The organism is Streptomyces sp. NBC_00078, assembly GCF_026343335.1.
Taxonomy (GTDB): domain Bacteria; phylum Actinomycetota; class Actinomycetes; order Streptomycetales; family Streptomycetaceae; genus Streptomyces.
In genome coordinates, this window is sequence record NZ_JAPELX010000001.1 from 108,243 (window position 1) to 127,063 (window position 18,821).

The 18,821-nt window shown below is 67.4% G+C and carries 17 protein-coding genes and 3 pseudogenes; 15 read left to right on the forward strand and 5 right to left on the reverse strand.

The window, feature by feature from the left end:
• Positions 1 to 23 precede the first annotated feature (23 nt).
• The 5 genes and pseudogenes from OOK07_RS00500 to OOK07_RS00520 all read left to right on the forward strand — a co-directional run bounded on the left by OOK07_RS00500 (position 24) and on the right by OOK07_RS00520 (position 4,415).
• Positions 24 to 1,784: a transposase gene (locus OOK07_RS00500; protein WP_266794614.1), complete on the forward strand. Its 1,761-nt coding sequence runs from the start codon at positions 24 to 26 to the stop codon at positions 1,782 to 1,784.
• Between the two features lie 47 nt (positions 1,785 to 1,831).
• Positions 1,832 to 1,969, forward strand: a pseudogene (locus tag OOK07_RS00505) (four-carbon acid sugar kinase family protein); the annotation flags it as partial.
• A gap of 143 nt (positions 1,970 to 2,112) precedes the next feature.
• Positions 2,113 to 2,322: a hypothetical protein gene (locus OOK07_RS00510; RefSeq protein WP_266794615.1), complete on the forward strand. Its 210-nt coding sequence runs from the start codon at positions 2,113 to 2,115 to the stop codon at positions 2,320 to 2,322.
• A 163-nt stretch (positions 2,323 to 2,485) separates the two neighbouring features.
• Positions 2,486 to 3,484, forward strand: a complete 999-nt coding sequence (locus OOK07_RS00515; protein WP_266794616.1) for a hypothetical protein — start codon at positions 2,486 to 2,488, stop codon at positions 3,482 to 3,484.
• Positions 3,485 to 3,866: 382 nt separating this feature from the next.
• Positions 3,867 to 4,415 carry a DinB family protein gene (locus OOK07_RS00520; protein ID WP_266801852.1) on the forward strand — a complete coding sequence of 183 codons (549 nt, stop codon included), beginning with the start codon at positions 3,867 to 3,869 and terminating at the stop codon, positions 4,413 to 4,415.
• 75 nt (positions 4,416 to 4,490) lie between these two features.
• Here the strand turns inward: OOK07_RS00520 and OOK07_RS00525 are convergent, their stop codons facing one another.
• Entirely contained in the window at positions 4,491 to 4,688 is a 198-nt protein-coding gene (locus OOK07_RS00525) for a hypothetical protein (RefSeq protein ID WP_266794617.1), read from the reverse strand.
• Here OOK07_RS00525 and OOK07_RS00530 point away from each other — a divergent pair.
• Positions 4,679 to 5,284 (forward strand): annotated as a pseudogene (locus OOK07_RS00530) (hypothetical protein); the annotation flags it as partial. The gene OOK07_RS00525 and the pseudogene OOK07_RS00530 overlap by 10 nt on opposite strands.
• Positions 5,285 to 5,328: 44 nt before the next feature.
• Here the strand turns inward: OOK07_RS00530 and OOK07_RS00535 are convergent.
• Positions 5,329 to 6,468: a PucR family transcriptional regulator gene (locus OOK07_RS00535; protein WP_266794618.1), complete on the reverse strand. Its 1,140-nt coding sequence runs from the start codon at positions 6,466 to 6,468 to the stop codon at positions 5,329 to 5,331.
• A gap of 86 nt (positions 6,469 to 6,554) precedes the next feature.
• Between OOK07_RS00535 and OOK07_RS00540 the strand changes: the two genes are divergently transcribed.
• The 4 genes from OOK07_RS00540 to OOK07_RS00555 all read left to right on the forward strand — a co-directional run bounded on the left by OOK07_RS00540 (position 6,555) and on the right by OOK07_RS00555 (position 10,021).
• A complete protein-coding gene (locus OOK07_RS00540; RefSeq protein WP_266794619.1) occupies positions 6,555 to 7,610 on the forward strand; it encodes a ferredoxin reductase in 1,056 nt (351 codons plus the stop codon).
• A 7-nt stretch (positions 7,611 to 7,617) separates the two neighbouring features.
• A complete protein-coding gene (locus OOK07_RS00545) occupies positions 7,618 to 8,736 on the forward strand; it encodes a fatty acid desaturase family protein (protein WP_266794620.1) in 1,119 nt (372 codons plus the stop codon).
• Between the two features lie 137 nt (positions 8,737 to 8,873).
• The gene (locus OOK07_RS00550) at positions 8,874 to 9,032 is read left to right on the forward strand and encodes a hypothetical protein (protein ID WP_266794621.1); all 159 of its coding nucleotides are present in this window, start codon (positions 8,874 to 8,876) and stop codon (positions 9,030 to 9,032) included.
• Between the two features lie 650 nt (positions 9,033 to 9,682).
• A complete protein-coding gene (locus tag OOK07_RS00555) occupies positions 9,683 to 10,021 on the forward strand; it encodes a hypothetical protein (protein ID WP_266794622.1) in 339 nt (112 codons plus the stop codon).
• 91 nt (positions 10,022 to 10,112) lie between these two features.
• On the opposite strand, the gene OOK07_RS00560 is transcribed toward OOK07_RS00555, so the two are convergent.
• Positions 10,113 to 10,976 carry a response regulator transcription factor gene (locus OOK07_RS00560; RefSeq protein ID WP_266675801.1) on the reverse strand — a complete coding sequence of 288 codons (864 nt, stop codon included), beginning with the start codon at positions 10,974 to 10,976 and terminating at the stop codon, positions 10,113 to 10,115.
• Between the two features lie 923 nt (positions 10,977 to 11,899).
• Here OOK07_RS00560 and OOK07_RS00565 point away from each other — a divergent pair.
• Both OOK07_RS00565 and OOK07_RS00570 read left to right on the forward strand, forming a co-directional pair.
• Positions 11,900 to 12,328, forward strand: coding sequence for a LacI family DNA-binding transcriptional regulator (locus tag OOK07_RS00565; RefSeq protein ID WP_266794623.1), 429 nt, complete (start codon positions 11,900 to 11,902; stop codon positions 12,326 to 12,328).
• 59 nt (positions 12,329 to 12,387) lie between these two features.
• Positions 12,388 to 12,588: pseudogene (locus tag OOK07_RS00570) on the forward strand (LacI family transcriptional regulator); the annotation flags it as partial.
• Positions 12,589 to 12,676: 88 nt separating this feature from the next.
• Here the strand turns inward: OOK07_RS00570 and OOK07_RS00575 are convergent.
• Together OOK07_RS00575 and OOK07_RS00580 are read right to left on the reverse strand one after the other, a co-directional pair.
• Positions 12,677 to 13,951, reverse strand: coding sequence for a glycoside hydrolase 43 family protein (locus tag OOK07_RS00575; protein WP_266794624.1), 1,275 nt, complete (start codon positions 13,949 to 13,951; stop codon positions 12,677 to 12,679).
• A gap of 387 nt (positions 13,952 to 14,338) precedes the next feature.
• On the reverse strand, positions 14,339 to 15,136 hold the full coding sequence (locus OOK07_RS00580) for a FadR/GntR family transcriptional regulator (RefSeq protein WP_266675807.1): 798 nt from the start codon (positions 15,134 to 15,136) through the stop codon (positions 14,339 to 14,341).
• A gap of 375 nt (positions 15,137 to 15,511) precedes the next feature.
• Here OOK07_RS00580 and OOK07_RS00585 point away from each other — a divergent pair, with 375 nt between their 5' ends.
• From OOK07_RS00585 to OOK07_RS00595, 3 genes are read left to right on the forward strand one after another with little or no spacing between them, the layout of a single operon-like run.
• Positions 15,512 to 16,873: an ABC transporter substrate-binding protein gene (locus tag OOK07_RS00585; RefSeq protein ID WP_266675810.1), complete on the forward strand. Its 1,362-nt coding sequence runs from the start codon at positions 15,512 to 15,514 to the stop codon at positions 16,871 to 16,873.
• The gene (locus OOK07_RS00590) at positions 16,870 to 17,784 is read left to right on the forward strand and encodes a carbohydrate ABC transporter permease (protein WP_266675812.1); all 915 of its coding nucleotides are present in this window, start codon (positions 16,870 to 16,872) and stop codon (positions 17,782 to 17,784) included. The genes OOK07_RS00585 and OOK07_RS00590 overlap by 4 nt, the downstream gene beginning before the upstream one ends.
• Before the next feature lie 55 nt (positions 17,785 to 17,839).
• Positions 17,840 to 18,751, forward strand: a complete 912-nt coding sequence (locus OOK07_RS00595) for a carbohydrate ABC transporter permease (RefSeq protein ID WP_266794625.1) — start codon at positions 17,840 to 17,842, stop codon at positions 18,749 to 18,751.
• Positions 18,752 to 18,821 lie beyond the last annotated feature (70 nt).

Sequence of the window (18,821 nt, forward strand, 5' to 3'; positions counted from 1 at the left end):
GTGCGGTCCTGGAGGCGGTACGGATGTCGATGCGGCCGGTGGGGTTGCCGGAGATCCCGGAACAGACGGTGGTGGTGGCCCGGGCGGCGTTTCCGAAGGGGAGCCTGGCGATACGGGCGCGGGATCGCCTCGCGGAGGTCTTCGTCGATGAGCCGTTCACGGAGGCGTTCGGGGTGCGCGGGGCGCCGGGACTGTCGCCGGGGGTGTTGTCGCTGGTGATGGTGTTGCAGTTCGCGGAGGGCCTGACGGATCGGCAGGCCGCGGCGATGGCGGTGCGGGCGATCGACTGGAAGTACGCGCTCGGTGCGGAGCTGACGGACACCGGATTCGATGCGAGTGTGCTGTGCCGGTTCCGGGCCCGGCTCGCGGACAACGGTATGGAGCGGGTGGTCTTCGACCGGCTCCTTGAGCACTGCAAGGACGCCGGCCTGGTGGCGGCCGGAGGCAAGCAGCGCACCGATTCCACCCATGTGATCAGTGCGGTGCGGGACTTGAACCGTCTGGAGCTGGCCGGGGAGAGTGTGCGGGCGGCCCTGGAGGCCCTCGCGGTCGCGGCACCGGCCTGGCTGGCCGGACACATCAACGTCACTGAGTTCGCCGAGCGGTACGGGCCGCGGGTCGACGGCTGGCGCATGCCGCCCTCGCAGACGAAACGTGACCGTCTCGCCCAGGTCTTCGGGCAGGATGCCATCGCCTTGTGCCGGGCGGCCTGGGCCGATGACGCTCCGGCCTGGATTCGCGAGATCGAGGCCGTGGGCTTGTTGCGGCAGGTCCTCGTGCAGACCTACATCGTCCGGACCGATGCCCGGGGACGGCAGGTGATCAAGAAGCGGGACGCCGACGACGGCGTCCCGCCCGGCCAACTCCGCCTGGCCTCCCCCTACGACTCCGACGCACGCTGGGCGGCCAAGGGCGACGACCTGTTCTGGATGGGCTACAAGATCCATCTCACGGAGACCTGCACCACCCTCCCCGACGCCGACGCCGACGCCGACGCCGACGCCGACGCCGACGCCGACGCCGACGCCGACGTGGGCACAGGGGTGGGCACAGGGGTGATGCCGAATCTGATCACCGACGTGCACACCACCGACGCGACCGTGCCGGATGTGAAGGCGACCGCCCCGATCCAGCGCAAGCTCGCCGAGCACGGAGTGCAGCCCGGCGAGCACTACCTCGACTCCGGCTACCCGTCGGCCGACCTGATTACCAAGGCCCTGAAACAGGGCATCCGCATGGTCACCCCGGTCCTCCAGGACCACTCTGACCAGGCCAAGGCCGCCGAAGGCTTCGACAAGAACGCCTTCACCATCAACTGGAAGACCCGCCAGGTCCGCTGCCCCGCCGGCAGGACCAGCTCCCACTGGAACCCGGTCAAACAGCACGGCAAAGACGCGATCGTCATCACCTTCAGCGTCCTGACCTGCCGGGACTGCCCTCTCCAGAAGCAGTGCACCACCTCGAAGACCGGGCGCCGCATGCTCACCCTGCGTCCCGAGGAACTCCACGAGAACCTCGCCCGGGCCCGCGCCGAGCAGAAGACCGACACCTGGAAGAACAAGTACGCCCTGCGTGCCGGAGTCGAGGGCACCATCAACCAGGCCCTCGACATCACCGGCATCCGCCGGGCCCGCTACCGCGGCCTGCCGAAAGTCCGCCTCCAACACGCCTTCTCCGCCACCGCACTCAACGTGATCAGGCTCGACGCCCACTGGACCACAGGCCCCCTCAACCGCCCCCGCACCAGCAGACTCGAACGACTCAGCTACAGACTCTCCGCCTGAACGAATTGCGCAGCAGAGTCGAGCTGGACGGCAAAGCTCCGGACGGAGTGGTATTGGTCCCCGCCTACATCGAGGCGGACCGGCTGACCATCGGCTCCCGCCACTGGATGCGGACGGCCGACGGGCTGCTGCCGGTCGGCGAGAGCGAGTTCGCCCGTGACGCCACCTTCGGCTACCGCAGCTCGTCCCTGCCCGAGTGGGTCGAGGAGAAGACGGACGGACGCGTGCCCGCGGACGAGGTCCTGCGCGTCACCCTCCACGACTGCGATCAGAGGGCCCCGCGCACACGGCGCGGCTGCTGTCCTCACTGCGCGGCGGACGCACGGCCGTGGTCGACGCGGTGTGCGACGACGACCTGCGGGTGCTCGCCCTGGCCCTCGCGGAGGCGGAGGAGAACGGCACGCGGCTGTTGTACCGGGTCGGGCCGTCCTTCGTCAGGGCCCGCGCCGGACAGGGGGCGCGGGCACCGCTCACCCCGGCCGAACTGCGCCCGCTGCGCGGGGGCGTGACTGACCTTGTCGTGGCTGTTCATGACTGACCACCCCTCACCGGCCGGCGGCACGGCTCACGGGCTCAGTTGGGGAAGCCGACACCGCGACACACCTGGTCCCATGAGGGCTAAGTGCCGGTGGCGTTCGTGTTCGGGTCCTATCGGCCCGTGAGACCGTGCCGCGAATAGAATCCGGTGCGGAGGACCGCCCATGTCACGGATGCCCCGCTTCTGCGCTGTGTTCATGCTGCTTGCCGCGGCTACGGCCATCGCCGGGTGCGGCGGCCCGCAGGCTTCGCCGACCCAGGAGTCGTCAGCGAGCCGGGCCGCGTCTCACGCGGTTGTCCGCCTTGGCGCGGACGGTCGCACACTGATACCCGGCGGGCCGCCGCTCCCGTTCCATGTCTCCGTCGGGGGCCTCACCCCCGCGCAGGCCGGCCCCCGCCACCTGGCGGTCTACGTCGGGACCGTTGCCGATCGGCTCCAGGTCCGTGGGGACAAAGGGTGGCGGGACACCGAGCTCTCCTGGACCAACGAGCAGGACGACAATGGGGAGTTCGTCGCCCGGGTGCCGCTCTCGCAAGACGGCAAGGTGCGGACGCGGATCGACTTACGGCTCTTCGCCGCGGACCAGCAGAACGAGTACGAGAACAACCGGCCCCGTGCCTCCTATGACATGGTTTCCGCGGAGATCGTCCAGGACGGTCGGGATCCGGCCATCCATCCGACGGCGGCCGCGGCGCGGTTGCGTCTTCCCGTGGACGCCACGCACCTCACGGTCACGGTCCCGGACATTCTCAAGGCCGCCTCGGGCGGCCCGGCGGTGGAGTGGTCCGTGCGGGTGCGCAACTCGGCGGGCGAGCGCACCCGCTCCGGCTTGCGCATCGCGGTCTCCCTGACACCCGGGGCAAAGGACGCGTCCGTGCAGCACGTGCGCTGGTCGATCGACCGCGGAGGCCGGTGGGAGGACCTGACCGGACGAACGTACGCAGAGACCGATGTGTTCGCCCTTGCGCCGGGTGCGTCACGGACCGTCCGGGTCCGCATCGCCCTGCCGGTCGGCCCGGTCCCGGCGAGCTCTGGCGGCGTCGGCGCAGTCCTGTGGGCCTCGGTCGGAGCCCCCTGGTGGCCGTCCGGCCCGGACCGGCCCTCAGGGATCACCATCGACCCGTTGTCCACCAACGTTCTCACCCACCCCGCCGCGGGCTGACTGTCCTGTCTCGTTGGATCTTGTTGAAGTGGGGCCGCTGACCTGCGGGGTGACATGCTGAGTCGCGACTCGCGGAGGGCAAAAGAAGGCGTCCCGGGAGGACTTCGGCCAGTGTCGAGTGTGCGTCTCATCGATCACGGCGTGGGTGGTGCTTCCTGAGCTGGGCCTCGTCAGGACGATGAGACACCTGCTTCCAGGATTCGCCGTGAAGGTGGCAGTTTCCGGTGTCACCGGCGGCGCCCCGTCCCAGCCGCGCCGACACCGCCAGTTGAGTGTTCCCCTTGCCGCCGCACTGCTCGACGTCGAGCAGCGACCCGCAGGTCAGGCGCGATGTCAGTGGTGCCTGCCAGACTCGGCCCATCTCCGGCCCGGAAGGCAGATGATGACCGACACAGCCGCCCCCAAGCACTATGCACCCCGGTGGAACAACGACACGCGCCCGATTCCGCCCGCCGTCGGTGGCGAAAGGGAGACGCTGGGCGCGGTCCTGGACTGGCACCGGGCAACCTTCGAGCTCAAGTGCGCCGGCCTGCCTGCGGAGCAGCTGTCCGAACGGGCGGTGCCGCCCTCCGGCCTGTCCCTGCATGGCATGGTGCGGCATCTGGCCGGCGTCGAGCGCTGGTGGTTCCGCATTCAGTTCGTCGGCGAGGACGTTCCGATGCTCTACTACTCCGACGATGACCCCGACCAGGACTTCGACAGCCTGGAAGGTGACGTCGAGGAAGCGTTCGCCGTCTGGCGGACAGAGTGCGAGCACTCCAGGCAGATCACGGCCGCTGCCGAATCGCTGGATGAAACAGGGATCCGCAAGAGGACCGGCGAGCCGATCTCACTGCGAAGGATCATGGTGGACATGATCGCTGAGTACGCGCGTCACAACGGCCACGCCGATCTCCTGCGCGAATGCATCGACGGGTCCACCGGGATGTGACCGGGCAGGTAAAGCCCTCTGCTCGTGAGAGTTGACGAGCAGTGATTCCACAGAATGATGTGGCTGGCCCGGCCCTCAATCGGACCGGAGTTGCAGGAGAAGGTGCCGGGGAGCGATGCCGGGGCAGTGTGCCGCCTCGGTCGGCAGCCGGGGGTGCTCTCGCCAGTGCGGTGAGGCGAACAGGCCGGTGAGAACGACGGCTTCGGGGTAGGTGACCAGATCGATCCGGGCTTCCGGGGGTCGGTGGGGATCACCGAACTGGTCCTCGCGCAATACGTCTTGTCCTCGAAGGTTCCCAGGCCCACGAGGGCATGCCCACCGAGCACTCCGACCACGACCTGTACGTCGTCCTCGCCGATGGGGCAACGACGGAACTCACCCGGTTCGCGGGGCACCGCACGGCAGAACTCGACCTCGTCGTCGTCTCGCTCAACGAGTTCCGCGCCGCCGGAACGCCCGGCTTCGAGCGGTACGCCCTCGCCCTAGTTCGGATCGTGCTCGACCGGCTCGACGGAGTCATCGCCCAGATTCTGGCCGGCAAGGAACGGCTCGCCGCCGACGAAGCCTTCCACGAGGCAGGCGCATGGCTCGATGCCTACGCCAACTCCCTCTACCGCTCGGTAAAGAACGACCGCGACGGACATGCCCTCGCGGCCCGACTCGACGCCGTCGACAGCACCAGGTTCCTGCTGGAGTTGCTCTTCGCCCTGGACCGGCGCCCCCGCCCTTACAACAAGTACCTGGAATGGGAACTTGCCCGATTCCCACTGCATGTCTGGGATACCGGGCCGCTGCTCGACGATGCGAACCACATCTCGGCCATGGGCGACGTATCCACACAGCGCCGCCTCTTCGCCCAGGTCGAAGCACATGGCACGATTCCTGGACCGCTCATGGACGGTCGAAGAACGCGTCAGCCGACCCGAAGGCCGACCGCCAGCGTCAGTTCAAGGACCCGCTGCGGCGATGCGAGATCCGGAAACAGCTCCCGCAGCTGCGACATCCGGTACCGGACGGTCTGGGGATGGACGAACAGCGCCGCCGCCACCTCGTCCCGCCTGCCCTGGTGCAGCAGCCACGCCCGCAACGTCTCCTCCAGCCGCCGCGCGGTCGCGACAGGCAAGGTCCGCAACGGTGCGAGGGCTCGGGCACGCAGGTCGGCGAACGCGTCCGCGTCCGCGCTCAGCACCAGCTCGGGCAGGTGGTCCTCGGTGTCGCGAATATCAGAGGAGAGGGACCGGGCACGTACGGCTCGTGCGTACGAGTCGGACGCGCGAGTCCATGGCCGGGCCGGGCCGACCACGGCGGTGCGGTCGGTCAGCTGCCTCAGGAGATGTGATCGGTCGGCATCGGGGACGAGCAGCACGCCGAAGGCGTCCGGCAGATCGTCGAGGACGAGGGTGCTCGGTTCGAGCATGCGGTAGGCAGGCCGGGCCTGGGCGGCGGGCAGCAGGACCGCGGTCAGCGAAACCGGAGGCTGCCACCCGGCCCGTTGGGCAGAGGCCAGCAGCACGTCCGGGCTCACGCCGGCGAGGAGGTCGCGGACCAGTTGTTCCAGGTGGCGCTCATGAGCCCGGCCCCGGGCGGCCAGTTCGTCGGCATGGCCCGCGGCGCTCGCGGCGGAGAGCTCGTCGATGTAGGCGAACGTCAGCTCGGCGAACTTGGCGACCTCGGCGGCGGGCAGACCTGCGGGTACGGCACCCGCGGCCAGGCATCGCCAGGCCACGCGGGCGCCGACGCGGTAGGCACTGAGCAGGGCGTCCATCGAGCGGCCGTCGCGCACCTCGCCGCGGCCCAGCTCGTAGGCTGCGTCACCGGCGTCGCCACCCGTGGCGTTCCCGCTCGCGAGGTCCAGGTAATGTCCCAGGGCGGTGCGGACGGCTCGGCGGATGGTGCCGCCCATGCGGCCCGAAAGGGCGTTGGCGTAGGGAGGGACCTCGTCGATGATCGCCTGGACGACCTCGTCGGCGGTGGTCTTCAGCACGGCCCGAAGCGCGGTGACCGTCGTCTCATCCAGGGCCAGTTCGGTGGCCCTCCGGATTGCATGGCTCATGTTTTGTTCCCTGCGAACAATTCTGCCGACCAGATTTACGTCCTGCGGACAGGACTTTACGCCCAGGGGCGCATCAAGCTGGAGTCATGACGAGCACAGCCCTCCGCAGTAGGGCGTGGAAACTGCTGGAGATGGTCACGACGCCGCTGCTGCCGTCGGACTACCTCGACCTGGTCAGCCCGCTACGTGCGGGCGCTGACCTGCGTGGGCGCATCGAGGCCGTGCACCCCGAGACGGGTGACGCCGCGACCATCGTGATCAGGCCGGGACGAGGCTGGCGCGGCCACACGGCCGGTCAGTACGTGCGGATCGGGGTCGACGTCGACGGGGTGCGCCTGTGGCGTGCCTACTCGGTCACCTCGCCGACAAACCGCCAGGACGGCCGCGTCACGATCACCGTGAAGGCGATCCCGGACGGCAAGGTCAGCAACCACCTGGTCCGCAGGGCGAAACCGGGCACACTGATCCAGCTCGACCAGGCGACCGGCGACTTCGTGCTGCCGGAGGCCAAGCCCGCCAAGGTGCTCTTCCTGACGGCCGGCAGCGGCATCACGCCGGTCATGGGCATGCTGCGCGACACCGAGTTCGACGACGTCGTCATGGTCCACTCCGCGCCACAGCCGCAAGACGTGATCTTCCGCAACGATCTGCACGACCTGGTCGCGGACAAGAAGCTGCGTCTGACCGAGCTGCACACCGACACGGACGGCGTGCTCGACATCGCCCGTCTCGATGACCTCGTGCCCGACTGGGCCGAGCGGGAGACCTGGGCTTGCGGGCCCGCGGGCCTGCTCGACGCCGCCGAAGAGCACTGGAGCGAGCACGGCGTCCAAGAGTGCCTGCACACCGAACGCTTCCGCCCCGGCATCGTCGTCGCCGGCGACGGAGGCGAGGTCACGTTCAGCACCACCGGCAAGACCGTCGACGCGGACGGCGCCACGCCGTTGCTGGACGTCGGCGAGGAGGCCGGCGTGCTCATGCCGTCCGGGTGCCGCATGGGCATCTGCTTCGGCTGCGTCACACCGCTCAAGGCGGGCGCCGTCCGCGACCTGCGCACCGGCGAGATCACCGAGGCCGAGCCGGGCGTCATCATCCAGACCTGCGTGTCCGCCGCGGCGGGCCCCTGCGCCATCGAACGGTAGGAGCACCTTGACCGCCATCGACCCCACCGCCCACCTGACCGCGGAGCAGATCGAGGAGCTCGGCCGCGAGCTGGACGCGATCCGCGACGAGGTGATCGCCGACCGCGGCGAGAAAGACGCCGCCTACATCCGCAAGGTCATCTCGGCGCAGCGCAAGCTCGAGCTGGTCAGCAGGGGCGTACTGCTGTTCTCGATCTTCCCGCCCGCGTGGCTGATCGGCACCGCCGGTCTGTCCGTGGCGAAGATCATGGACAACATGGAGATCGGCCACAACGTCCTGCACGGCCAGTGGGACTGGATGCGGGACCCGAAGATCCACTCCACCACCTGGGACTGGGATCACGTCTCGCCGGCCGAGCAGTGGAAGCACTCGCACAACGAGCTGCACCACACGTACACCAACGTGATCGGCAAGGACAACGACCTCGGCTACGGCATCATGCGCGTCGACGAAGACCAGAAATGGCACCCGTTCCACCTCGGCCAGCCGCTGTGGAACTTCATCAACGCCTGCTTCTTCGAGTACGGCATCGCAGCGTACGACCTCGAACTCGGCAAGAACCTGCACAAGCGCCGCCGCAAGAGCCCGGAGTTCCGCGCGCGGGCCAGGGCCGTGGGCCGCAAGATCCGCAAGCAGGTGCTCAAGGACTACGTGATCCACCCGCTGCTGTCGGGCCCGTCGTTCCTCACCACGCTCGGCGCCACGTTCACCGCCAACCTGGTCCGCAACATCTGGTCCCACTCGGTGATCATGTGCGGGCACTTCCCCGAGGGCGTGCAGGTCTTCGAGCGCCGGTCGATCAAGGGCGAGACGCGCGGCCAGTGGTACCTGCGCCAGATGATGGGCTCGGCGAACATCAGCGGCAGCAAGGCCATGCACTTCATGACCGGCAATCTGTCACACCAGATCGAGCACCACCTGTTCCCGGACCTGCCGAGCAACCGGTACGCCGAGGTCGCGGTGAAGGTGCGCGCGTTGTTCGAGAAGTACGAGCTGGAGTACGTCACCGGGCCGCTGCCCAAGCAGGTGTTCTCCGCGTGGCGCAAGGTCGTCCGGCTCTCGCTGCCGAACAAGAAGCCCAAGGTCAGGACGCCGGACCGCGAGCCGGAGCTCGTCGCGGCCTGATTCCCGGTATTGATTCAGGTCTTTCGGCCCAACCGGCGGCACCGCCGGTTTCGGCGGGATCCGTTGCTGACGGTGGGCGGCCGCCGCGGTGGCCACGCACGAGAGCGACGTGCTCGACGAGGTCGCCGAACGCAGGCTTGCCAACCAGGAACTTGCGGACCGTCAACGCCCTGACGGACCCGACGGTCCTCGAACCGGTGATCGCCGGTGTGACCGCGGGCTCAAAGGTGCTGCAGGTGCAGGAACAGCTCGACGCGGAGGAGGTACGCCTCGCGCAGGTGAGCCAGGACCAGTGAGCGCCCCCACTGACCTCCGGGTGAACACCCGCTGATCGACTTCGGCGCTTTCCTCATCCCGACGTCGAGACTGCGGCCGCCAGCGAGAGCGCCTGGCCGCGGGTTACCGGCACATCGACACCGCCGACAACTGCAGGTCATAAGACCCGTCTCCACTCAGGAGGAACGGCTGCCCCTCGCGAACGCCTGCACGCCCGAGCACCGCCACGGGGTCCCGGACTCCTGAGCAACCCTCCGAACGGCCTCGGCTCGTCGCACACAGATCCGCGATCAATGGGTGTGTTCGCCACGGGCCCCGGACAACACTCCACGACCAGTCAGAACTGCACCGTCCGCAGCATTGTCACGTTCTTCGAACGCGGACTCTCGGACCGCTGACGGACGTAGACGCAAACGATGTTGAGGCAAATGACTCTATCAGCGCCTTCTTCTTCCTCCTCATAATCCATGTGCGACGCGGTTGTATTTCTTCGCACCGACGACGGTCGTGGCCACTCGGGCGAGTCGGACTTCCGCACACCGCCTGATCGCACCGGCTCGGGCGACAGGAACTCCGCGTGCCCGGTCTCCGGCCATCACATGGCTTGAACGGGAAATACCCCCACTCGCAGATTGGACTGCTGATGCGCTCTCTCAGGACCCCGAGCCGCATGGTTGCCGCCGCTTCCGCCACCGGCGTGGCGACGCTGCTCGCCATCGCCGTCGCCGCCTCGCCGGCATCCGCGGCAACCGCTTCGAGGATTGCCGTCAACGGCAATCTCATCTCGGCCGACGCGACCTCCGTGGCCATCACCGACACGACGAACGGCAGCACGGAGTGCTTCGCCGCCTCGCGCGGAACCACCCTCTTCGCCGACCTGTCGGTGAACAGCGGCGACCGCGTCCACTTCGACATGTACCGGAAGCCCGGTTGTGGCGACTGGAACTCCGCCGCCTCCTTCAGCCAGGTTGTGCCGGGCAACGTCTCCCAGACGTGGAACGTGAACTGAGGTTCTTAACACTCTCCGACATCAGGAGCAGCCCGGTGGTCGCGACGCGGATCGCGCCCACCGGGCCGGTGCGCCTTACGGGCATCGCCCGCTACACCAGGACATGAGGCGAGCGCTCCCATTGTCGCGGAGGACCTTCCCCCGCACTCGGAGGCGGCAAGTGACCCAGCCAGCGCAGTATCGCCTCCGACTGGCTGTGGACCTCCATCTTCATGTAAATGCGAGCAAGATAGTTTCGAACCGTCTTCTCCGCCAGGAACAAATTCTTGGCGATGTCTCTGACTGATGCCCCGGATGCGAGCAGATCCATGACCTCACGTTCTCGGCCAGAGAGTGATTTCGGCCGCTCGGGCATCCTGTGGGCTCCCCCTTCCTTACACCCGCAGCGATTCGGTCCGCCCCTCGCACTGCGGGCGACTCTGAGCTGCTCGGCGGCGATCTCAGGATCGAGGATGCTGGTGCCGGCGGAGGCGCAGAAAAGCGCTTCCGTCACCAGGCAGGCGTACTCGTTCTCCAGCAGATAGCTGAGGGCTCCATGACTCAGCGCCCTGGACACGTCACCCCAGTCCAACTCAGGTGCCAACACGACCGCGGGAAGAACCCGGCCTCTCGACCCGGCCGAAAAGCGTCCCACTTCCTCAGCCATGCCTGATCCATGGAAAAGTAACACCTGGTCACGTACCCCGATTTCATGAGGGTGGCGGATCAGGCGCCACTCGATCTCGGCGGGCAGGGGCGGCCTGGTTCCGTTGCGGCTGACCACGGCGATCGACAGCGAGTCGGCGGAGGCGAGGGGACCCCGAAATCGGGAATCGCACGGCATGAGGTACTCCGGTGCTGGAAACGTACTGTTCTCTGCGACGAGGCCACCCGTGGTGATCTCCGGGAAGCCATCCGCGCTCCGCTCCGACGAGGTACGGGTCGACGGTTGCCGGCAGCGCTGACGTGCTGTCATGACGCTGGGCGGGCAGCCGGGAGGCCACCGACGGGTACAAAGGATTCTCGGCGGAGGCGAGTTGGTCATCAACTCGGATCGTTGGAGCGAACAACTCCGAGGTGGCCGACTCGACGGGACGCCCTGCTCCTTCTTCTCGGTCGGGTTCAGACGTAACCGGCCCTCCAGCGTGAGGGGTTGATCACCGGTATGAATTCGCCAGCCCAATCAATTCCAGGATTCCAGGTCAATGGCCCCCGTCACCTGAAAGACGGGCTCGGTTCACCCATCAAACACCTCAGCGTCGCCTGTTGGTCAACTCTGTGGTTGGTCATTGGGGCAGATGCGGCGACTCGACAGGGCTCGTGCACGGCTCTATCCGATGTGAGCTGCCGGCTATGAGATACGCCTGTGCGGGATTCGGAACGTGACAACGATTACTGGAGTGTCGGCAACAACTCCTCTCTTCCGCAGCCTCCTTGGCCCCGGCGTTGGACTTCGTCGACGACGTGTCGCTCTCTTCTCGTCGACGACGTGTCGCTCTCTTCCGTTCCGGTGAGCCAGGGGCCGGAGCTGGACTGAGTGACCGGTTCGGTGGGCAGCCTGCAACACGAGTTGCCCGTAGTGCGGGCCATGGGCCGGCGAGATGCGGGAGCCAACGGTTCGTGATCGTCGTGGCCGAGTCGACCCGTCCGCGCTGTCGCATCCAGCAAGGGGCCACACAGCGGCGCCCCAGAGAAAATTTCTATTTTGCTTCCTTTTCGTTTCCCTGAAAAGATGTCTCGCGTCATGCAGCGGTCAACGTTTCGGAAACCACTCACGTCGGCCGTGACGGCAGTCCCGGAGTCGGGTCAGGAATGCCGCAATGGCCGCCCCACCAGGCCGCCGGGACATCGTGACTGACGGGCCCCGGGGCGGCGCAAGGGAACAGGGAATCTGGAAGGGTGAGCGTGACAACGGACTACCGAACGGGCGAACCGGCGGCTGAAGACCAGCGCCCGCAAGGAGAAGGGTCCGGATCGGTCACGATCGCCTGCATCGCGGAAGCCGCAGGCGTCTCCATCCCCACCGTGTCGAAGGTGCTCAACCGGCGCACGGGGGTCTCCGACCAGACCCGCGCCCGCGTTGAAGAGTTCATCACCCTCCACGGCTACCGCAAGCCGATCGCCAATCGCAGCAATACGGTGGAGCTGCTGTTCCGCGATCTGGAGAGCATGTGGGCGACCGAGGTCATCCGAGGCGTGGAACGGGTGGCCCGCAAGCACCGCTTCGGTCTGACGGTCACCGAGTCGCTTCCCGCGACGGCCAGGCCAGGACCGTTGAGGACACCATCAACCGTCGCCCCAACTGCGTGGTGTCGGTCGCCCAACTGACGCCGGCCGAACGCGCGCAGCTGCACGCCAAGGGGATTCCCCTGATCGTCTTCGACCCGGTGGACGAACTCCCCGACGACGTTCCCTTCGTCGGCACCACCAACTTTCGAGGCGGCCACACCGCGACCCGGCATTTGCTGGAGCTGGGGCACCGCCGCATCGCCATGATCACCGGTCCGGACCACCCCGTCTGCCTGACCCGCAAGGCCGGCTACCTCACCGCGCTGGCGGAGGCCGGCGTGACCGCCGACCCGACGCTACTGGTCCAGGCCTTTCTGCGCCGTGAGGACGGGCACGCCGCAGCGCTGGAGCTTCTGAGGGGTGCGTTGCATCCGTCGGCTCCGCCGGTCAGCGGGTCAGCGGGTCAGCTGAGAGTCCACTGCGGGTTGCTCCGCCCGTCGCAGGTCCACGGTTCGGCCGATTCCGCGCAGCGGCCGGTCCGGAGCGGCAAAACGCCGCTCGGCGTCCGCACCGGCGGCGTCGCTGCGCTGTGGGTGCCGGAAACAGCAGGTCAACCTCGAGCGTGCAAGGACCCCTTGAGGGCTCCAAGGGGTCGCTTGTCACTACGGCGGGCAGCGCGTCGACCGGCATACCTGGCGTGCCGCCGGCCGGCACCTGGCCCGTCCACACCATGTTGCCGATGCCGTCCGCACCCACCGCGCCCAGGATCGGCCAGCCGTCCACCCAGGTCACCGGCAGCAGGGACAACGGGCGCCCCTCCCAGTCGCCGTGGCCGTGATGGGTCACGAAGTACCAGGAGCCGTCCGGAGTCTGCACCAGGCCGCCCTGGTTGGGCTCGCGGTCCACCGAGACGTTGACGTGCTCCAACTGCCGGGTCTCGAACGGGCCGGTGAGGCTGGAGCCGCGGTTCATCATGAGCACCCGGCCCTCGGACTTCACCTCGCTGTAGAGGTGGTAGTAGAGACCGTTGATCTTGTACAGCTTGTTGGCCTCGCTGCCCGGCGACTGGTGGATGACCGTGGGCGAACCGACCAGCGACTTGCCGTCCTCGGACAGCTTGAACAGGTTTATCTTGTAGCTGTCCGAGTAGTGCGTGGTGACCAGGTAACCCTGGCCGTCGTCGTCCCAGAACGGGCACGGGTCGTCCCAGCCGGAGGTCCGCCACACCGACGTCAACGGCTCCCAGGGCCCGGTCGGCGACGGGGCCGACGTCATGAAGAAGCCTTCGTCGGGCGTGTTGAAGTACACCCAGTACCGCCCCGCGTGGTACCGGATGGCGCCGGCCCACACGCCACGCCCGAAGCGGTTCATCCGGTCCCAGTTCAGCTCCGGTCCGATGCGGGTGACATCGTCGACCGCGCCGCCGAGCGTCCGCCAGTTGACCAGGTCCTTCGAGTGCAGGACGGCCACGCCGGGCGAGTATCCGAACGTGCTGGTGATGCCGTAGTAGTCGGCGCCGACCCGTATGCAGTCCCAGTCGCTGAAGTCGCCCGGGAGGACGGGATTGACGTAGGTACCGTCGCCCTGGTCGCCCCACGTGCCGGCCGGAGGAGCCTGAGGTGAGGCTGCCGCCGCCGTGCTTGGTGGCAGCAGGCCCGGTATCAGAAGCGTCCCGGTGCCGACCGCGGCGAGCCGGCCGAGCTGCCGTCTGGTGATCTCCACGATTCAGTCCTCCGTCAGGAGTCATCACATGTTTGGCGGTTTTTCGACGCGAAACATAACGTGAAGTCCAGGTTGATGGATAGAAACTCGCTCGAAACATTGGATGGAAACAGCCCTCCCGCCTTGCACGCCACGCCTAGTGGGCCGACCGCCGGCAAGGGCAGGAAATCCCGTCCCGCGCAGCGGTGCCTCAAACGCAACGTCTGTCGCCAGATCTTCTGGATCCGCAGCTGTCGCCAGACCTTCAAGATCCTTGAACGGGCGAACCAGCCGAACGCGGAAGGACTCCTTCAAGCGGCTTGACACCACATGGCGACATGGGGGTGGGGCCGGGTCGATGCACCAACTGGCGAGCCCTGGGCGCGTATGGCGCGCCAAAGTGCAGCGCTACCCGAACAGGCGCCGCTGGATCTCGCGCCGGTAGTCCTCCAGGGTTCTGTCGAGGTGTGCCGCGCTGGCCTGCGCCGCCTCGTCTGGGCGGCCGTCACGGATGGCCCGGTAGATCACCTCGTGTTCCGCGACGGCCGCCTCGGTGTTCTCGCCGAGCGTGTCATGGATACCGATGGCGCTGGACTGGCGCTGCAGACGTCGCGCGTCCCGCACGGCGCTGACGAGGAAGGTGTTGTGCGAGGCCGCGGACACGGCCGCATGGAAGTCGTCGTCCGCCTGGTTGAACTCGTCGACCTGGCCGTGGACGAACCCGTGCCGGCACTGCTCCACGGCCACCTCGATGGTGCGCAGTTCCGAAGGGGTGGCGCGGGTGGCAGCCAAGCTGCTGGCGGACATCTCCTGGACCCTGCGGAACTCGAACAGCATCAGCACGTGGTCGATGTCGACAGGACGGAAGAAGCCACCCCAGCGGCTGGTGATGAGCATGCCTTCGTCGTCCGCGACGAACAGGCCCCTCCCCTTGTGGGCCCGTACGCGGCCCAGCGCCGAAAGGATCTTCACGGCTTCCCGCACCACCGCCCTGCTGGTGTTCAGCCTCTGGGCCAGGTCGATCTCCGTGGGCAGCCGGTCACCAGCCACCAGCCGCTCCTCAGCGATGTACTCGAGGATCCGCTCCGCCACGATCTCGTACCCGGGACGGTAGTCACGCCGCACGTCCGAGCCGTTCACCGCAGCGGGCGCGGCGGGAAGGACCTGAGCCGGCAAGGCCGCTTCGATCGCTGGCGTGTCGTCCATCTGTGCTCTCCCGGGTGACTGCGGCGAAGGCGACTGATCGCTGTGGAACCGACAGCATCGTACCTTGGATCAGTTATAAGTCGTACTCATTTTGCCAAGATCCACAACGTTAGCTTGAGGTCTCCAAGCGCACAAATGCCACTTTTCAGTTAGAACTGTGCACGATCACTTGGTCATCGACCCGAACCCACCAAAGGAACGCCGTCCACACTCTTGACGAACCCCTTGATAAGGCGGCTAATTTCTTCCACATCGAAAGCAGCACAGTCGCCTTTTAAGTGTCAGACGTCGGCCAGGGACGGCCCGGCGTCGCCCCTCCCCCTCGTGCGACCCGCCCATCTGCTCGGGGAACCTGCAAACCCAGTGGAGTCACTCATGACCGTCAACAAGCCTTCGTCCAGCCCGAAGAGGGCGCTCAGCAAGAAGCGTGCGGCGCTGCTGGCCGGGTGCGCAGCCACGGTGTTGCTGACCGTGACGGCCTGTGGCGGCGGCAGCACCGCCGGTACGACCAAGGACGGTTTCGCCCAGGCGCCGCAGAAGGACGGGGCGTTGACCGTCTGGGTGGACGCGACCCGGATGGACGCCGCGAAGCTGTACCAGCAGCAGCACCCGGACGTGAAGCTGAACATCGTCAGCTACGACGGCGACGCCAACGGATCGAACTACCTCCAGACGAAGGTCCAGCTGTTCAACCGAACCGGCAAGGGCTGGCCGGACGTGGTGTTCAGCTCCCAGAACAACGAGGCCTCCTGGGCGGTCGACGCGGGCTTCGCCGCTCCGCTCAACAAGGGCCTGATCCCCTCTGCGTCCCTGGGGAAGTTCGCGAAGGGCGCCAACGACGTCTGCACGGTGGGCGGCACCCTCTACTGTCTGCGCAACGACCTCTCCCAGGCGGTGCTGTGGTACAACGCTCCGCTGCTGAAGAAGTTCGGCTACTCGGTGCCGACGACCTGGGAGGAGTTCCAGCAGCTCGGCGAGAAGGTGGCCAAGGAGCACCCGGGCTACCTCGTGGGTGACGCCGGCGACTCCTTCACGCCTGAGATCTACCTGTGGGCGAGCAAGTGCGGCGCCAACCACATCACCGGCCCGAAGGCCGTGTCGGTGAACACCTCCAGCGAGGCCTGTACCAAGATGGCCAAACTCCTGGACGTGCTGATCAAGAACAAGTCCATGTCCATCAGCGGGGTCTTCAGCACGGACTTCGGCAAGAACAAGGCAGACAAGGTGCTGCTCATGCCCGGCCCGGCCTGGTACGGCGGCGCGCTGTTCGAGGGCACCTTCAAGACGCCGGCCAAGCAGATAGCGGCGGCTCCCATCCCGCAGTGGCAGGGAGACAACGCGCCGTCCACCGGCAACGTCGGCGGCGGCACCTGGCTGCTGTCCAAGCACTCCGAGCACGTCAAGGCCGCTACCGACTTCCTGAAGTGGGTCACCACCGACAACGCCTACCAGGGCAAGAAGGCACCCGGCTTCCCGGCCTACGCGCCCGCGTCCGAGGCCTGGCTGAAGGGGCAGGCGGCTTCCGGCTACTTCGCCGGCGATCTGAGCGCGCTCTCGGCCGCCGCGTCCCAGGTCTGGCCGGAGTGGGGCTCGGGCCAGTTCAGCCAGGAGGCGATCTGGGCGGCCACCGTCAAGCCGGGCATCACCCAGGGCAAGTCCATCGCCTCGATGCTGCCCGCCTGGCAGGACTCCATCGTCAAGTACGCCAAGTCCAACGGATACAAGGTCGCGCAGTGACCCTCAGCCCCTCTGCGGCCGGCTCTGCCCACCGGCGCCCGCGCGGCGCCGCCCGGCAGAGCCGGGCCGGCATCGCCTTCGTCGCCGCCTACGTGCTCCTGCTGATCGCGTTCGGCGTCCTTCCGACCGCCTACGCGATCTACTTCGCCTTCACCGACGCCGGGGGCACCTTCACCGGCTTCAGCAACTTCATCACCACGGCGCAGGACTTCCGGTTCATGGACGCCGTAGGCCATGTCGCGCTGTACCTCCTGTTCTGGCTGGTCTCACTCGTGGTGTTCGTGGTGGCCTTGGCGCTGCTGCTGCACCGTCTCGCCTCCGGCACCGTCAGCAAGTCCCTGCGCTTCTTCTTCTACATTCCCGGAGCCCTCGCCGGCGCCGCGAGCGTGCTGGTGTGGCTGTTCATGCTGGACCCGGCGGTGAGCCCGGTCAGTTCGCTGCTGGGTGCGCTGGGGTTCCACACCTTCGGCGAGGTGATCGCACCCGGCAACCTGCCCCTGCTGTTCACGGTCATCGCGTTCTGGACCGGTGCGGGCGGCTGGATCGTCGTCATCTACGGCGCTCTCAACAACATCCCCCAGGACGTCATGGAAGCCGCGCGCATCGATGGCGCGGGCGCCTGGCAGACCGCCTGGCACGTACAGATACCGATGCTCCGCAAGTGGATCGTGTACATGGTGATCCTGGCCTTCGCGGGCGGCGCCCAGCTCTTCGTGGAACCGCAGTTGCTGTCCCTGGCCAGCGTGGGCGTGGCCGGACGCGACTACTCGCTCAACCAGCTGACATACGACTTCGCCTTCCAGATGAACAACATCAACGGCGCCGCCGCGGTCTCGGTGGAGCTCCTGGTCGTCAGCGTGTCGGCCGCCGCCGTCTTCGTCGCACGGTCGGGGTTCTTCGATGCCGACTAAGACCCCTGCCGACCCGACCGCCGCCACACCACTCATGGAACGGGGACCAAGCGTCATGAGACGAGCGCACCACCAGGCCCCCGAGGGGCGGCGCCCACGGCCCCCGCGTCGCCTCGTGCCCCGCCTCCTGACCGGCTCCGTGCTCCTCGTCTTCCTGGTGTTCTTCGTGCTGCCGGTGCTGTGGCTCGTCCTCGCGGCGACCAAGACCGACGAGCAACTCGTCCATGGCAACCCGCTGTCCTTCGGCTCCTGGCACGCCTTCAAGGCCAACTGGGACCACCTCACCGCGTTCCAGGACGACGCCGTCCTGCAGTGGCTGGGCAACTCCACGTTGTACGCGGTGATCTCGCTGGTCATCACGCTCGCTGTCGCCATCCCCGCGGGATACGCCCTGGCCATGACCGAGTTCCGCGGCCGGCACACCCTGCTCCTTGCGACGCTGGTCGTGATGCTCATGCCGACCGCCACACTGGTCGTGCCGCTGTTCCTGGAGATCAACGCGGTACACCTGATCGGCACGATGTGGTCGATCATCCTGCCGTACTCGTTCTACCCGTTCGGCGTGTACCTGACGTACATCTACTTCACCACCGCCGTACCGAAGGATCTGCTGGCGGCGGCCCGGATGGACGGCTGCTCGGAGTTCGGCGTGTTCCGGCACATCGCGCTGCCGTTGGCGACCCCGGTCATCGCGCTCGTGGGTTTCTTCAGCTTCGTCGCCAACTGGACCAACTACTTCCTGCCGTACGTGATGCTCCCCGAGAGCAGCCAGATGCCCATCCAGGTGGGCGTCGGAAGCCTGCTCAGCAACGTGCCGTCCTTCAACCCGGCCGTCGGCAACCTCGCGATCGAGCGTCCCCAGCTGGCACTGGCGACGCTGCTGGCCATCACACCGGTGCTGGTCGTCTTCCTGTTCGCCCAGCGCTTCCTGGTCAGCGGCATGCTCGCCGGCGCCACCAAGGAGTAGGACCCGACCAGCGGTGCCACTCATGACGTCCGAGCCGGCGTCGTCCCCGGCGCGTACCCCGCCATTCCGA